The sequence below is a fragment of the Sphingomonas sp. CFBP9019 genome (genome assembly GCF_034045155.1).
Taxonomy (GTDB): domain Bacteria; phylum Pseudomonadota; class Alphaproteobacteria; order Sphingomonadales; family Sphingomonadaceae; genus Sphingomonas; species Sphingomonas aerolata.
In genome coordinates this window covers 835641-851716 of sequence record NZ_JAXCWK010000001.1, presented here as the reverse complement: position 1 = coordinate 851716, position 16076 = coordinate 835641, and the positions used below count along the sequence as shown (strand labels likewise).

14 protein-coding genes are annotated in these 16076 nt (G+C 64.8%); 4 read left to right on the top strand and 10 right to left on the bottom strand.

The window, feature by feature from the left end:
* The first annotated feature begins 8 nt into the window (after positions 1-8).
* The 4 genes from SOM18_RS03620 (at position 9) to SOM18_RS03605 (ending at position 3826) form a co-directional block, all read left to right on the top strand.
* Positions 9-944, top strand: coding sequence for an alpha/beta hydrolase (locus SOM18_RS03620; RefSeq protein WP_031441442.1), 936 nt, complete (start codon positions 9-11; stop codon positions 942-944).
* Between the two features lie 9 nt (positions 945-953).
* On the top strand, positions 954-2258 hold the full coding sequence (locus SOM18_RS03615) for an MFS transporter (RefSeq protein ID WP_320481295.1): 1305 nt from the start codon (positions 954-956) through the stop codon (positions 2256-2258).
* Between the two features lie 96 nt (positions 2259-2354).
* On the top strand, positions 2355-3107 hold the full coding sequence (locus tag SOM18_RS03610; RefSeq protein ID WP_052380978.1) for a helix-turn-helix transcriptional regulator: 753 nt from the start codon (positions 2355-2357) through the stop codon (positions 3105-3107).
* The gene (locus tag SOM18_RS03605) at positions 3104-3826 is read left to right on the top strand and encodes a FadR/GntR family transcriptional regulator (RefSeq protein ID WP_031441439.1); all 723 of its coding nucleotides are present in this window, start codon (positions 3104-3106) and stop codon (positions 3824-3826) included. Before SOM18_RS03610 ends, SOM18_RS03605 begins: the two co-directional genes overlap by 4 nt.
* Before the next feature lie 375 nt (positions 3827-4201).
* Here SOM18_RS03605 and SOM18_RS03600 read toward each other — a convergent pair whose 3' ends face one another.
* The 10 genes from SOM18_RS03600 to SOM18_RS03555 all read right to left on the bottom strand — a co-directional run bounded on the left by SOM18_RS03600 (position 4202) and on the right by SOM18_RS03555 (position 15464).
* Entirely contained in the window at positions 4202-5029 is an 828-nt protein-coding gene (locus tag SOM18_RS03600; protein ID WP_320481294.1) for a CoA ester lyase, read from the bottom strand.
* A 10-nt stretch (positions 5030-5039) separates the two neighbouring features.
* Positions 5040-5783, bottom strand: coding sequence for a GntR family transcriptional regulator (locus tag SOM18_RS03595; protein WP_031441437.1), 744 nt, complete (start codon positions 5781-5783; stop codon positions 5040-5042).
* A gap of 83 nt (positions 5784-5866) precedes the next feature.
* Entirely contained in the window at positions 5867-7075 is a 1209-nt protein-coding gene (locus SOM18_RS03590; protein ID WP_031441436.1) for a CaiB/BaiF CoA transferase family protein, read from the bottom strand.
* Positions 7072-8250 carry an acyl-CoA dehydrogenase family protein gene (locus tag SOM18_RS03585; protein ID WP_081874378.1) on the bottom strand — a complete coding sequence of 393 codons (1179 nt, stop codon included), beginning with the start codon at positions 8248-8250 and terminating at the stop codon, positions 7072-7074. The genes SOM18_RS03590 and SOM18_RS03585 overlap by 4 nt, the downstream gene beginning before the upstream one ends.
* Positions 8247-9641, bottom strand: a complete 1395-nt coding sequence (locus SOM18_RS03580; RefSeq protein ID WP_320481293.1) for an MmgE/PrpD family protein — start codon at positions 9639-9641, stop codon at positions 8247-8249. The genes SOM18_RS03585 and SOM18_RS03580 overlap by 4 nt, the downstream gene beginning before the upstream one ends.
* Positions 9638-11011 carry an MFS transporter gene (locus SOM18_RS03575; protein ID WP_031441433.1) on the bottom strand — a complete coding sequence of 458 codons (1374 nt, stop codon included), beginning with the start codon at positions 11009-11011 and terminating at the stop codon, positions 9638-9640. The genes SOM18_RS03580 and SOM18_RS03575 overlap by 4 nt, the downstream gene beginning before the upstream one ends.
* A gap of 114 nt (positions 11012-11125) precedes the next feature.
* Entirely contained in the window at positions 11126-11635 is a 510-nt protein-coding gene (locus SOM18_RS03570) for a MaoC family dehydratase (protein WP_031441432.1), read from the bottom strand.
* A 74-nt stretch (positions 11636-11709) separates the two neighbouring features.
* The gene (locus SOM18_RS03565; protein ID WP_320481291.1) at positions 11710-13272 is read right to left on the bottom strand and encodes an OprO/OprP family phosphate-selective porin; all 1563 of its coding nucleotides are present in this window, start codon (positions 13270-13272) and stop codon (positions 11710-11712) included.
* A gap of 145 nt (positions 13273-13417) precedes the next feature.
* Positions 13418-14329: an acyl-CoA thioesterase II gene (locus tag SOM18_RS03560; protein ID WP_320481290.1), complete on the bottom strand. Its 912-nt coding sequence runs from the start codon at positions 14327-14329 to the stop codon at positions 13418-13420.
* A 43-nt stretch (positions 14330-14372) separates the two neighbouring features.
* Complete coding sequence (locus SOM18_RS03555) at positions 14373-15464, bottom strand: FUSC family protein (RefSeq protein WP_200874052.1); 1092 nt, start codon at positions 15462-15464, stop codon at positions 14373-14375.
* Positions 15465-16076: the final 612 nt, after the last annotated feature.

Below are 16076 nucleotides of genomic sequence, written 5' to 3'. Positions count from 1 at the left end.
AGAGAATGATGGACAGCCTGCACCTGGTGGATCCGACGCTGCGCCCGCTGCTCGAGATGATGCCGCAGATCTCGCTCACCGCCGACATCCTGCCGGCGATGCGCGACCGACCGTCGATGCTGCCGCCTGCCGACGAAACCCTGGCGACGCTGGAGATCCATACGGTTCCAGGGCCTGCCGGGGCGCCCGATATCGACCTGCACGTCTTCCGCCCGGCGGGCGTCACCGGCGCCCTGCCGTGCATCTATCACATCCATGGCGGCGGCTATGTGATGGGCAAGGTGTCCGACTATGATCCGCTGCTTCGTCCGCTTGTCGCCGATCTGCAATGCGTCGTGGTGTCGGTCGAATACCGGCTGGCGCCGGAGACGAACTTTCCCGGCCCGATCGAGGATTGCTACGCAGGACTGGTATGGACGATCGCCCATGCCGACCGGCTCGGGATCGATCCGGCGCGGCTCGGCGTGATGGGGCAGAGTGCGGGCGGCGGGTATGCCGCGGCACTGGCCTTGATGGTGCGCGACCGGGGCGAACATGCGCTTGCATTCCAGCACCTGATCTACCCGATGCTCGACGACCGTAGCTGTACCGCACCGCCGCATCCCTATGCCGGCGAGTTCGTCTGGACTGCGCAGAGCAATCGTTTTGGCTGGACCGCGTTGCTCGGCCACGCGCCCGGTGGCGACGCCGTGTCACCTTATGCCGCACCAGCGCGGGCGACGGATCTGGGCAACCTGCCGCCCGCCTATATCGCGACCGGTGCGCTCGATCTCTTCGTCGAAGAGGACATCGACTATGCGACGCGGCTGATCCGCTCCGGAGTGCCGGTCGAGCTTCACGTCTATCCCGGCGGCTATCACGCCTTCGACATCTTCGCCGACGGTCCGGTCTCGCAACAGGCACGCCGCGACAGCCACGAGGCTCTGCGCCGTGCGCTTGCATAAGGATCCAGAATGACAGATTTCGCCCGACCGATCGAGGCGGCCGCACCGCCGTTTGCCAAGACGCTGTTGCCGCTGCTCGCGCTCGCGCTGGCCATGGCGGTCGGCTTCACGATGATGGGCGCATTCGGCACGGTGCAGGAAGGCGCGAAAGCCGAACTTCACCTCAGCGACTATACGCTGAGCCTTATCCAGGGGCTGTCGGCGGCGCTGCCGCTGGCGGTGTTCTCGATCCCGATCGGCATCATGGTCGATCGCTACAACCGCGTGCGAATGGTGATCGCACTCGCGTTCGTGTGGACGCTGGGCACGGTGCTGACCGGGCTCGCGCATAGCGTTCCGTTGCTGTTCGTCGCACGCATGCTGACCGGGATCGGCACGACCGGCGCGCTGACCGCGGCGCTCTCGCTGTGCGCCGATTTCTGCGTTCCGACGCAGCGGGGCAGGGCGATGCTGATCGTCAACCTCGGCAAGTCGCTCGGCGTCGCGCTCGCCTTGGCACTGTCGGGCGCACTGTTCGGGCTGTTCGCACATGGCCGCGCGCCAGCCTGGTTCGCAGGCATGATGCCGTGGCGAAGTGTGCATCTGTGCCTGGCGGTCGTCAGCGTGCTCGCCATCCTGCCACTGTTCCTGTTGCGCGAACCGGTGCGGCAGGAGGTTGCGGCCGGCACGCATGCGCCGTTCAAGGTCGTGGCCGGCGAACTCTGGGCGCGCCGCGTGTTCCTGATCCCGTTGTTCGTCGGCCAGATCAGCGTCGTGATGGCCGATGCCGCGGCCGGGATCTGGGTTTCGCCGGTCCTGTCGCGAACGTTCCACCTCCAACCCGACCAGTTCGCCGGCTGGATGGGCGCGCTGCTGTTCGGTGCCGGCGTGGTCGGTGCGATCGTCGGTGGTCTGTCCGCCGATCGCGGGCAAAAGAGCGTCCGCCGCGGTGGCCTGCTGATCGGTGCGATCCTTGCCGCCGCGCTCGGCGTACCCGCGGCGTTGTTCCCGATCATGCCCTCGGTCCCGCTGTTCGGGGTCGCCGTGGGTCTGTTGGTAACGTGCGGTGCGGTGACGGGCGTTGTGACTTCGGTGGCGTTGACCGTGCTGATTCCCAACGAACTGCGCGGGTTGTGCATCGGCGCGCTCATCGCGATCGCTGGGCTGATCGGCTACGGCCTCGCACCCACGCTGGTCGCGGCTGCAAGCGGCATGCTGGGCGGCGAAGCGCATCTCGCGCAAGGTCTCGCGATCGTCGGCGTCGTGACCAGCGCGATCTCCGTCGTCGCATTTACGATTGCAATGCGTCGCGCGCCGGTATCAGCAACGGCTTGACCTGTAAGATAGCTCTTGCAGGAGCTATCTGATAGCTGCATGATCGACCCAAGCGCGGCAAACGGGAGAAGGAGAGCGGTGGTGGGCGAGGGAAGCATGCAGAAGGAACGCGTCACGGTGTCGCCCGAGATGGCGGCATTCATCGGGGAGGGTATGGTCGACCCGACGACGTTTCCTGCCGATGCCGTGGTCCTCTGCTTCACGCTGGGCGAGCACACGCCGGCGCAGGTCACCGTCACGACCGGTGCGGTTCCTTCGGAGGAGCGGGCGGTCCTCATTCTCGCGGTCGAACGCGGTGCCTGCCTGCGGGTCTTCGATTACGCGCCTGACGCGAACATCGCGTGTCATCTGCCGAGCGAATTGCGGCTGATCGTCGTCGCGATCCGCGATTGCGCGCTCTCCGAGCCCTGGCGCAGCACGCACCGGTCCGCGAAATGCATCGAACTCCTGTCCATCACGTTTCAACGGATCGTCGAGGACGACCTTGTGCCGCTCGCGGGCGCTGGGCAGTTGTCTGCGAGAGACAGCCAGCGGATCGTCGCGGCCAAGCGCATGATCGACGAGCGCTGGGGTGAGAAGATGACGCTCGATTCGATCGCGCACGCTTGTGGACTGAACCGTGCGAAGCTGACCCGCGGCTTCCGCGACATGTTCGCCTGCACGGTTGCCGACGCGCTGCTGGACAGGCGGCTCGGAGCGGCACGCCAGATGCTGATCGCGACCGATCTGCCGGTATCGTCGATCGGATACCAGTGCGGCTATCTCAACAATGCCAGTTTCACGCGGGCCTTCTCGCGGCAGTTCGGCGCGACCCCGTCGTCGCTGCGCGCACCACGGCTCGCGGCATGAGCGCGACCAGCATGCGACTGATCGAGGGCGGCTCGCTGGTCGATCAGGCGGTCCATGCGGTTCGCACGCACATACGCACGAACGACATGAAAGTCGGCGACACGCTGCCGTCCGAAGGGCATTTTGCGACAGAACTGGGTGTCAGCCGCCCAGTACTCCGCGAGGCGTTCGGCGCTCTAGCGGCGTTGCGACTTATCGACGTGGGCAACGGCAGGCGCGCGCGTGTAGCCGCGATCGACGGATCTGTGATGGCAACGTCGCTCGACCACGCGGTGGCAACGGCGCAAATCTCGATGGTACAGATCTGGGACGTGCGCCGTACGCTGGAACTGCGCACTGCCGAGCTCGCCGCGATCGACCGCACCGACGAAGAGGCGCAGACGATCATCGCTCTGGCCGAGGCAATGGAAGCAGCCGGTAGCGATATCGATGCGCTGACCCGCCACGACATCGCGTTTCACCAAGCAATCGCGCAGGCTGGACGCAACATGTTGTTCTTGCAGATCATCCGCTCGTTCGCACCGATGATGATTCATGCCGTTCCTGCAGCATGGGCAACGCGGACCACCGCGCGGCAGCGTGCCGCCGTGCTGGCACATCATCATGCGTTAGCGCGCGCGATCGCCGATCGTGACCCGAAAGCTGCGACCGCAGCAATGAATATGCATTTTGTCGCGTCCATCGGTGATCTGTTTGCCCGTCGTGAGAATGACAATTAGCCAGCGCTTTCTGGGCGAGCATCGATCGTTTTTGAATGAGGTTAGAGTACCGGCTGTACTGACTGAATGACATCAAGGATTGGCGGATGCGGACGCTTATATGTCGCCTCAAAGGACGTAGCTCTGCTAGCCGGCACGGGCAATGAAGCTTACGAAATGCCTTAGCCTTGGAAGGTCTGGGATCAGATGCACATGGCTTGGCGACGAATTGGCGACGCTTCCAAGCATCCTCCGTTGCGTTACCCCGCCAAAACCGGCTCCGATCAATGATAAACGATCGTCCACCTCCGTGACGCAACCGACTGAACTTTAACGTCCGCAACTGGGTCATCCTCCGCAAATATTGCGACCCGGCGGGCTATCCACGCTGTCTGCTCACCGGCGGAAAGAATCAAATGCCGAATATGTATCAAGAACTCGACGAGCGCGATCGACGACGGGTTTGTCGATCAGTTTGCCGTCGACGGCAACGGCTCCGAACGCGCCGTCGATAGCGGTGACCACGCGGGTGGCCCAGTCCACGTCAGAGGCGGAGGGCAGGAATGCCGCGTTGACGATCCCCACCTGTCGTGGATGGACGCAAAGCTTTCCGCCGAAGCCGAAGCGACGTGCGTGGTCGGTGTCGCGTGCCAGCGCCTCGTCGTTAGCGAGGTCCGTCGAAACGCCGTCAACGGGTGCTGCAAGTCCGGCGCTTCGCGAGTGAAGGACGAGCTGGGTACGGATATAGTCGATCTCCGCCTGGTCGCCGTCGATGCCGGCGTCCGCCCGAAAGTCCACCGTACCGAACGACAGCCGTGAGAGACCGGGTGCGGTGACGAGGTCCGCTAGGTTCAAGACCGCCGAAACGGTTTCTACCAGTGCATGGAGCGGCTTGCCGGCTGCTGCCTCGTGCATCGCCGCGAAGTCCGACGCGCGCTCGGCCTTGGGTAGCATCAGTCCAGCGACGCCTGGCAATGCCGCGAGGGCACGTACGTCGTCCGCATGCCACTCGGTATCCAGACTGTTGACGCGCACGAAGAAGCGCGGTTCCGTCAGACTGGCGAGCGCATCGTAAATCGTATCGCGCGCGGCAACTTTGCGGTCGGGGAGGACAGCGTCTTCGAGATCGATCACAACGATGTCCGCGCCGCTCGCGCGCGCCTTTTCGAAACGCTCGGCACGATCGCCAGGCACGAACAGGATACTGCGGGCGGCAATGGTCATGGGATGTCCTCTACAGGCCGGATACGGGATCGCGGCGGAAGGTCTGGGAATAGGAATATCGGTCCGCGGGATGGGTGTTGATCGCCATCTCGACGACCTCGCCGCGTGCGTTGAGATATTGCCGCGTCAGGCGCAGGCCCGGCGCACCGGTCTTGGTTTCGAGCAATTTGGCGATCGGCGCGGGGATCGCCACCGCTTCGATATGCTGGCGGACCTCGGCGACGCGCTCGCCAAACTGTTCCTCGATCCGGCTGAAGATCGGCACATCGCCGACATCGTCGTCGAGCTTCAGGCTGCGGAATGCGGGGTGGAGATAGATGTCCGAAAAGGAGATCGGGCTGGTCCCGGCGGCGCGGCGCAGCGCCATGAGATGCAGCCAGGTCTGGCCCGATGTCGCGCCGACCTGTTCGGAGAGCGGGCCGTCCAGCGCGATCGTCTCGCGCGCGATGATCGTGAGGCTGGTCTCGTTGGTGTATTGCTGGAGATCGGACAGCCCCTCCATCACCTGGCGATACGCCGCCGGGCGCGACAGCCCGAGGACGCGCGTGCCGACCCCGGCCTGTCGCGAAACCATGCCCGATTGCACGAGCCGCTTGATCGCCTCGCGCACGGTGAAGCGGCTTGCGCCGAACTGGTCGCACAGCTCGAACTCGGTCGGCAGCAGCGTGCCAATTGGATAGCGCCCATCCTCGATCTCGTTGATCAGCGTCTGGGCGAGTTGCAGGTAACGCGGTTGCTGACGAAGCTGGGGCATCAAATATCCATCGGTCGCTTTGTCGGGTGATCCGGACAATAGCGCACCGTCCAATGCCTTGGCGTTTGATGCAAGCGCGGGTGTCACCGGACCGCGCCGCGGGTCCGCAAGGCTGCCACGTCGTCATCGGTGTAGCCAAGCGTCGCGAGGATGGCGCTGGTATCCGCACCGAGTGTGGGAGCAGCCTTGTCCGGATGTTCGACGCCGCCCGCGCGGATCGAGGAAGCGATGCCGGGCAGGGGGCCGTGTTCGGGATGCTGGAAATCGATGATCCGCTTCGATTCCGCGAGAAACGGATTGTCGAGCGCCTGCTGAACGTCGAGCACTGGCGCGGCCGGCACGCGTCCTTCGAACAGCTGCATCCAGTCCGCGGTGGTGCGGGTCGACAGCACCGCATCGAGATCCGCGTTGAATGCCGGACGGTTCTCCAGCCGGGCGGCGAAGGTCGCGTAGCGCGGATCGCTCGCCCATTCGGGACGCTCGATCAGCCCGCACAGGACCTCGAAAAACTTCTCCTTGTTGCACATCACGAAGATCCAGCCGTCGCTGGTCGTGTAGAGCTGGCTGGGGGTGAGCGACGGGTGGCTCGAGCGCGACGTGCGTTCGACGGTGACGCCGCCGTTCAGATACCATTCGGCGACATAGTTGAGGTTGCCGAGCGCGACGTCGAACAGGCTGACGTCGAGATCGCGGCCGATCCCGCTGCCGCGCGCCGAGACGACGCCGGCCAGGATCGCGAGCGCAGCGGTGGTGCCGGTCATGAAGTCGACGATCGACAGCCCGAAGCGTGCGGGCGGCGTTCCCGGCTCGCCGGTGAGCGACAGATAGCCGGCCTCGGCCTGCATGAGATAGTCATAGCCTGGCCATGCCGCGCGGCTGCCGGTACGACCATAGGCGGAGAGGTGGACGCAAGCGATCGCGGGGTTGAAGCGCGACAGTGCGGCATAGTCGAGCCCGAGCTTTGCCGGCAGGTCGCCGCGCAGATTGTTGAAGACCACGTCCGACTCCGCGACGAGCTTCTCGAGCACCGCGTGCCCGTCCGCGCTCTTCAGGTCGAGGCCGATGCTGCGCTTGTTGCGGTTGAGCGATTCGTAGAAATGGCTGTCGCCCGGCGCGAAGAAATACGGGCCGACATGCCGACCGATATCCCCGCCATCCTTATGGTTCTCGATCTTGATGACTTCGGCGCCGAGATCGGCGAGCTGCTGCGTACCGAACGGCCCGGCGCCATATTGTTCGACCGCAACGATGCGGAGGCCGGCGAGTGGTTGATTAGGCGCTGTCTGGCTCATGCCGGGTTCCGCGCGATGATCTGCTTGGCGATGATGATGCGTTGCAGTTCGTTGGTGCCTTCGCCGATCGTCAGCAGCGGTGCATCGCGGTAAAGCCGCTCGACATTATATTCCTTCGAATAGCCGTAGCCGCCGAAGATCCGCATCGCCTCGATCGCATTTTCCAGCCCTGCTTCGGTCGCGAAGTATTTGGCCATGCCGGCTTCCATGTCGCAGCGCTCGCCGCGGTCATATGCCTTGGCGGCGGCTTCGGTGAGCAGCCGCGCGGCGTAGGTGCGGGTCGTCATCTCGCCGAGTTTCAGCTGGATCGCCTGATGCTCGCAGATCGGCTTGCCGAACGTCTTGCGCGTCTGCGCATAGGCGACCGCCTCGTCGAGTGCTGCCTGCGCGATGCCGACACCGCGCGCCGCAACATTGATGCGGCCGAGTTCGAGCCCGCCCAGCACCTGCTTCAGGCCGACGCCCTCGATCCCGCCGATCAGCCGATCGACCGGTACGCGGTACCCGTCGAAAGTCAGCGCGTTGCTGTCGATGCCCTTGTAGCCAAGCTTCTCCAGCTTCTTCGACACGATGAAGCCGTCACCCTTCTCGGCGATCAGCAGGCTCATGCCCTTGTGGCGTGGCTCGGCGGCCGTGTCGGTCTTGACCAGCAACAGGATGGTGTTGCCCGAACCCGAATTGGTGATCCACATCTTGCTGCCGTTGACGACATAGTCGTCGCCGTCGCGCACCGCGGTGGTGCGAATCGCCTGCAAGTCGGTGCCCGCGTCGGGCTCGGTCAGGCCGATGCCGCCGCGCAGTTCGCCGGTCGCGAACTTCGGCAGATAATGATCCTTCTGCGCGTCGGTGCCGCAGCGCTGGACCGTCATCGCCATGATCATGTGGCTGTTGATGATCCCTGCGACGGACATCCATACGGTCGAGATCTTCTCGATGATCCGCGCATAGGTCAGCGTCGAGACGCCGAACCCGCCGAATTCGGGTGCGATCATGAGCCCGAACAGGCCCATCTCCTTCATCGTGTCGACGATCTTCTGCGGATATTCGTCGTCATGCTCAAGCTGGTGGACGAACGGCTTCACGTCGGTTTCGAGAAACTTGTCGATCGAATCGAGGATCATGATCTCTTCGTCGGTCATCGCGCCATCGGCGGCGATCGCGTTTGCCAGGGTCATGCGGATACTCCTTGAGGGGCAGTGGCGCCGGCGAGGATGTCGCCGAGCGCGGAAGCGGGGTGCAGGTGCAGGTCGAGCACGGCGGTGCGGATATGCGCCGCGCGGGTCGCGTCGACCGTGCGCGCGGCGTTCTCGAAATATTTGGCGTCGATGTCGGCGTTGCTGAGGGGCCGGTCGGATGCACCGCGGTTGATCGCTTCGCGGTGGCGCAGCATGCGGCCATCTCGGGTTTCGACCATGACTTCGCCGGTGAAGTGCTTGGGATAATCGCTGTCGGGTTCGACTGCGTATGTGACGCGGGCGGCCAGATCGAGCACCGCCGGATCGTTCAGTGCTGCCGGATCAAGCGAATCGAGCGTGAACTTGCCCGTCAGCAGCGCGGTCGCGACCGTGTAGGGGATCGAGAATTGCGCGTCGTAGCCGGTGTGTGGCGTCCGCTTGGGAGCGACCGGCTCGCAGACGATCGGAATGACCGCCTCGGGGACCAGTACGATGACCTTGGCGATATCGGCAGCGGTCAGGTCGTATTCCGCACGCAGCGCGATCGCCGCATCGATCGCGGCGTGTGTCATGTGGCAGGCGGGAAGCGGCTTCACCGACACCGCCTCGATCTCCCAGGTATCGCCGAGCGCTTCGGTCGCCTGCGCGAGCAGGGCAGGGGCGGCGTCGCGAAGATACAGGGCATAAAGACCGAAGCGCCCTTCATAGGCAGCCGGCGGTCCGACGAAGCCGCGCTTGGCAAGCGTCGCCGCGGTCAGTGCCGAACTCGCCGCCCAGCCGGGATGCAAGCGCTTGGTCCATGCACCGTCGGCCAGGAACTCCAGACTCCCGCCGGCCATCGACAACACGATCCCCTGCGCCATCGCGATCTGCTGCGCGTCGAGTCCGAGCAACCTGCCGGCCGCGAGCGTCGATCCGAACGCGCCGATCAATCCGGTCGGGTGAAAGCCGAAGCCGTGAAACCCGCCCGCGCCGACGGCCGCGACCCGCGTCGAAACCTCCATCGCTGCGATATAGGCGACGAGCAGGTCGCTGCCCGACGCGCCGGCTTTGTCCGCCGCGACCAGCGCAGTCGGAAAGGCGCTGACGGTCGCATGGATGATCCCGCGTGAATGCGTGTCGTCATAGTCGAGGCCGTGCGTAACGACGCCGTTCATCAGCGCCGCGTCTCGCATCGCCAGCGTGCGGCCATAGCCGAGCACCGGCGCTGTTCCACTGCCGAGGTCGCCCGCGGCGGCGAAAGTCGCCTCGGCCCAGTCTGCGCCGACTGCCGCTAGGCCAGTGCCGACCGAGTCGAGGATCAGGTGGCGTGCGCGCTCCTTGACCCGCTCGGGAATGGCATCGATCGTCAGGCCGGTCGCGAAATCGGCGAAGGTTTGCGAGAGCGTCACTTGGCGGCTCCCCCATTGACCAGCGAATCGTCGGCGACGTCGTCGAGTGACTGACCGGTGGTCTCGATGTTCAAAAGACCGACGGCGGCGATCATGCAGGCAAGCACCACGCCGACCATGCCGAGCACGCCCTCCAGCCCGAAGCGCTCAAACAGCGCGACAGTGGCATAGGGCGTGACCATCGACGCGGCCCGTCCGCACATGCCCGCGAAACCGGTGCCACGCAGCCGATAAGCGGTCGGGAACAGCTCGGGGATGTAGGCGAACAGCGCCAGCGTCACGAGCGTGTAGATGCTCGACACGAGCAGGAAGCCCGTTAGCGGCACCATCAGGTCACCGTACGCATTGGGATACAGGAAGCCGAAGATCATGATCGCAACGGCCGCCGCGATCAGCGAGGCGCGGCGCGAGATGCGGTCGGCGATACCGATCGCGACGATCGCACCGAACACGCTGCCGAACGACATCAGCGTCGTGTACCAGAGCGAGGTGACGATCCCCGTGCCGTGGCTAACCAGGAACGTCGGCAACCACGCGACGAACCCATAGACCGAGACGTTGACGGCGATCGCGGCGAGCGTCGCGGCGATCAGGCGGCGGCGCAGTTTGGCGCCGAAGAGCGCGCTGAGCGGTGCGTGGACCTTTGGCACGATGCGGACTTCGGGGACGGCGGCGAGGGGGCCCTTGTGCTTGACGACGTCGGCTTCGATCTCGCGAAGCGTCGCCTCTGCCTCTTCGTTGCGACCGACCGATTCCAGCCACCGCGGCGATTCCGGCATCTTCTTGCGCATCACCCAGACGATCAGCGCAAGGATGCCGCCGATCGCGAACATGTAGCGCCAGCCGAGCGTCGGGATGACGATATAGCCGACCGACGTCGCGACCAGCAGGCCCGAATTGACGACCATGCCCATGATCGACACCCAGCGACCGCGATAGGCGGGCGGGATGAACTCGCCGAGCGTGCCAGCCGCGACCACCAGCTCGGCGCCGAGGCCGATGCCCATGATGAAGCGGCAGACGATCAGGAACGTCATGTTGGGCGAGAAGATCGCCGCGATCGAGGCTAGCCCGAACAGCGCGAGGTTGAACTGGTAAGAGGCGCGACGTCCGAAACGATCGCCGACATAGCCGGCCATGCCTGCGCCGATCATCATGCCGAGGAAGGTCATCGACATGAACACCGCGGCCTGCGCCAGCGTCGAAAAGCCCTCGGCCTTCAGCGCGGCGATGACACCCCCCGCGAGATACACGTCGAACGCGTCTAGGAACGCGCCCGCGCTGATCAGCCCCAGGATGCGCCAGTGGAATCGGGAGATAGGCAGACGGTCCAGCCTGGCTCCTGCGTTGACGGCGATGGTATCGGCCATGGGGCTACCTCTCTTCGTAATGACGACGGGCCGGGTCTTCTTTTGTCGAAGCTCTCGCAGGCCGCGCTGGGGGCGTCCGGTCACCAACGGCGACCGGTTAGTCGATCAGTCGGGCTATTTGTCGTCGGGAGATTCGCCGCGCTTGTAGACCAGCGAGTTGCGCGTGAACTCCATGATCTGCTTGGCGTCCTGGTTGAACGCCCGAGTGCGAGTGGTGACGATCCCCTGCGTCGGGCGCGACTTGGACTCGCGGATTTCGAGTACTTCGGTTTCCGCGGTCAGCGTGTCGCCGCCGAACACCGGATGGGTAAGCTTGATCTCGGTCCAGCCGAGATTGGCGGGGGACTTGCCGCTCACGTCGTTGACGGTCATGCCGAGCACGATCGCCAGGGTCAGCCCGCTATTCACCAGCAGCCGCCCGAACTCGCTCTTGGCGGCATATTGCGCGTCGCAATGCATCGGGTGCGAATTCATCGTCATCAACGAGAACTGGATATTGTCCGCGTCGGTTATCGTCCGCCCGGGGCGATGCTCGTAAATGTCGCCGACGACGAAATCCTCGAGATACCGGCCATAGCTCGCGCGGTAGCGCTGCTCGCCAACCTTGATAGCCGAAAGGCTCATACATCCTCCATATCGCTTTGTACGGACATTATCGAACTTATGGTACGCTGGCAAGGTGAAGCCGGCGTCGACGGTCAGAACGCCACTTCGGCCCTTGCCGCGAACGTGTCGCCGCTATCGCGCCCGATGAAACCGCCGGTCCGGTTGTCGGTACGGAAATGGGTATAGTCCGCCATGAACCGGAAATTGTTGGTCAGCGACCAGTTCAGGCCGAGCGTACCTGCGGTACCGGTGCCGCCAAGCGGGAGGCTCGAACTGTCGAGATCCTCGTAGCGTATCACCGCCTCCAGCGCCCCCCATCCGCCATCGAGCACCGAGTTCAGCACGTTCGGCGCGACATAGGTGCCGCTGCGCGAGGCATAGGTTGGCGTCTCGCCGGTGATCCAGAAGCCGCCATTGACCGACAAGGCCTTGATCTTGCCGCTACGGAAGGTCGAGGTCGGGCCGCCATGCACGGTCCGCTGACCATATTCGCCGAACGCGTAGAATGGCCCCAGCGTGCCGCCGAGTTCGAGGCCGAACGCCTTTGATCCGTCCGCGCCAGCCAGCGCCGCGGACTCGACACGGACGCTGTTGTTGAGCGCGCCCGCCATGCCTTGCGCGAACGTGGTCGGCAGCGTCGTATCGGGGATGTTCTCGCTATACGCCCAACCGCCGATGTGGATCAGGCCATGCTTGGTGAGGATCGGGTTCCAATGCGCGCGGCCCAGCAGCATGCGGTTGTCGCTACGCGTGAAATCGCTGTCGATCGCATCGCCGTGAACGCCAAGGCTCGCATGCCAGTTCTTGCCGCCCGCACGGCCGACGGCGCCCATCAGGAAGACCTTGCCACCCTGCGTCGCGAGCGCGGTGGTGTTGATGTTGGTTGTGATGAAGGGGTTGGCGGTCGACGCGGTGCCGATGTCGATGCCGCGATCGGTGATGAGGTTGCCGAACCGGACATCGGCGTCGGTCTTGCCGAACTTCTGGCGGTAACCGACGAACGCCTGCACGACTTCGGTCGCGTTGCGCCGGAAATCGGTTTCGAACTGATAGAAGAGGTGATCGCCGATCGTGCCAATCGCGCCGACGCGAAACTGGCGCAGCGTCGAGACGGTGATGTTGCGACGGTCGAAATCCGACCCCCCGGTCGAAGAGATATCGGCCAACAACCGCCCGCGCATCTTGAACGTGAACTTTCCGTCGCGGCTGCTGAACACGGGGGCCCCCCGGCTCCAGTCGACCGCGAGATCGGCGGGCAGCGCGACCCCGCCGGCGTTCACGACCTGCGGGTTGCCGACCGGCGCGGGAGCGATCTTCGCGCCGGGATCGGCCGTCTGGTTGGCGACCTGCACGCGGGTCGGGGCCGCTGACGGGGGTGCTGGCACAGGCGCTGCCAGTTGCGGGGCCGTTGATGGCGCAGCGGCCGGAGGTGGGGCATTCGCGGCAAGCGCACGGCCGGCTTTCGCCTTGGCATTGGCGATCAGCGTATCGGCGCGCTCGCGGCTGACCAGCTTGTTCTCGACCATCTCGTCGATCAGCGCCAGCATCGTCTGGTACGACGGATCGGTATCGAGCGGCGACGCCGTCTGCGCCTGCGCTGCCGATGGCAGCACGGCTAGCAACGCGCACAGCGATACGGCGTACGAATGACGCATACAGACATCCTCATCGATTGGGATCGTCCGTCTTGCGCGGCGCGACATCCTGGAACCAGCTTCACTGGCGTAAGATGATCCTAATGTCCGTACAAATGCGCTGTCAACATGGTTTTGCGCGGCGACCCGATCCGGGGCGCACCGATCAGGGCATATGCGGGATCGTCGTACGTGGCGCGAGATCGGGCCGCATCCGGATCAATCCCTCTTGCGTGACATGCGCGATCGCTGGCCCATCGCGGCTATGGAAGACACCGCGTGCGATGCCGCGGCCATGTCCTGACCACGCGCTTTCGCTGGTATAGAGCAGCCAATCGTCCAGCGGCACGTCGTCGTGGAACCACATTGCGTGATCGAGGCTCGCGGTCTGCATGCTGTGCTCGAACATGTTGACGCCGTGCGGGATCAGCGACGCACTGAGCAGCGCATAATCGGACAGATAGGCGAGCACGCCGCGGCGCACGACGGGATCGGTTGGCACGCTTCCTCGAAACCGGATCCAGACATGGGATACGGGCGTGCCGGGCTTGGTCTGGAGGAACGCGGGAACGCCGCAGGGCCGGATATCGAAGGCGGACGGCTTAGAGAGGAACGCGACGGCTTGCGCGGAGATACCCGCATAGTCACCAGCGAGGATGTCGAGCGAGCGCAGTTCCTCTGGCGGGGGAAGGTCGGGCATCGCGACCGCATGCTCCAGGCCGGCTTCCGGGCGCTGGAACGATGCGGCCAGCGTCAGGATCGTCGCGCCGTTCTGGCTGGCGGTGACGCGGCGGTTCGCGAACGACTTGCCGTCGAAATCACGCTCTACCCGGAAGATGATCGGTTGCGTCTCGGTGCCGGCGCGCAGGAAATAGGCGTGCATGCTGTGCGCCACGGCGGGTGCATCGACCGAACGCTGCGCCGCCATCAGCGCCTGCGCCACGACCTGCCCGCCGAAAACGCGCGCGGTTGCGCCGGGTCGCTGGAGTCCGCGGAACAGGTCGGTATCGAGCGGTTCGAGGTCGAGCAGCGCGACCAGTTCGGCGGCGAGGTCGGGCGTCGATAAGGTTTCGGTCATCGCCGCCCGTACCGCGCGCGGGGCCAGCGGCAAAGTCGCGCGGTCAGCTTTGTTCGGCAGCGAGCACCTTGGTCGGGGCGATTTCGTCGACGCGACCGGCAAGGTCGAGCAGGTCGCGGTGAAGACGACCCGCGGCGAAGGCGAGCCCGAATACGCGGCCCGATGCGTCGAAATCCAGGGTCGCCGCCGCCTCGCTCCGTCGGAACAGATCGAGCGCGGTACCGAACATCCGATAACACGCTTCGACGTCGCCCCGATCGACCTTACCCCGCGTACGCAGCGCCTCCGAACACCGGCTCGCCAGCGCGGCATGCGCGGTCAGCATCGCCGCCGATGGCTTGGCGAGCGCTGCCATCGCAGCCGGGGGCAGCGGCTCGTCAAGTGCGCGACCGCTCAGCACCAAATCGTTGCGGATCCGCCAGAGCGTGCGCGGTACGGCGGCGGGGATACCGTGATCGGCGAGACGCGAGGCGCGTTCGCGGTCGGCGTCCTTCATCGCCAGCTCCACCGCGGCCAGCGCATGACGCAGCGCGGCGTGTTCGGGGGACGATGGCAGCGCCAGCCCGGTGGTCAACGCGTCGGCCTGCGCCCGCAGCATCCGTTCGATATGGCTCAGCACGGCAAGCGTGCGCGCGATCACCACGCCGTGCGATCGTGCCGGCAAGATCAGCATCGCGGCCAGCACACCGATCATGCCGCCCAGGCCGATCTCGATGATGCGATCCCGGACGAAGATCTCCACCGAAGAGCCCGGCGGCGCGCTGAGCAGCATGATTGCCGCGGTGACCGGCGCGATCCTCAACCGCGGCCGGACCGACGCGACGAGCGCGGCGATGCCAGTAACGGTGACGAGCACCAGCCCGAGTTCGAGCGTATCGGTTCGCCCGAAAGCCGCGCCGATGCCGCCCAGCACCGCGCCCAGCAAGGTTCCCAGCAACCGATCGGTCGCTGCGCCGAGCGTTCCCCCGATCGATGCCTGCATCACGATCAGCACGGTGAACACCGCCCAATAGCCTTCGTGCAGGCCGAGCGTCTTGTACGCCGCAAACGCTGCTGCAGTCGCGACGATCACGCGGACCGTCTGGCGCAGGCTGTCCGCATTCGCCTTGATCAACGCGCTCGGTCGGAGATCCAATGTCAGCGCTTTTCCCTCCAACTATCTGTAAATCAGTCCGTCGGCGGTAATGCTCGTACCTGCAATCGTAAATCGCCATGATTGGCTTAGTTACAGTTCGACTGGCTGATATTGCCGCCCTCCGGGCCAGGTCTTTGCCTCAGCCTTACGCTCGCGCAGGACGCCAATGATCTGATTCTCGGAACATCGGCCATGCCGCATCACTCCCCCTCCATCTGACGAGATAACTTGCCAATCGGATGAATTCTGAGGAGCGTGTCAAGGGAGATCACTGCACCAGATATACGTCGCTGGCCAGCGCAAGCTGCTCCGTACCGCTGGCATGATTGAAAGCTCAAGTCAGCGGCGAACATAAACGGATGTCCGAAGCTGGAACGGCAAAAGCCGCATCGGGATGACCGAATGTTGGTCTTGGCAGCCCTGCAATGCCCAACAGTTTTGCCCATTTCCGGACTTTTAGGCTGGCGATCCGGGCGCCAAATAACGGCCATTCGTTCAGCGCGATCTTTCCCGTTTCTCCGTCTCCGATTGGCCATCTTGGGAAAGGCCAATCGGGAACGGATCTTGGGACGTAAGCTGCCCTAAGCTGTCTGCGTGATCGCCGGGGCGGCT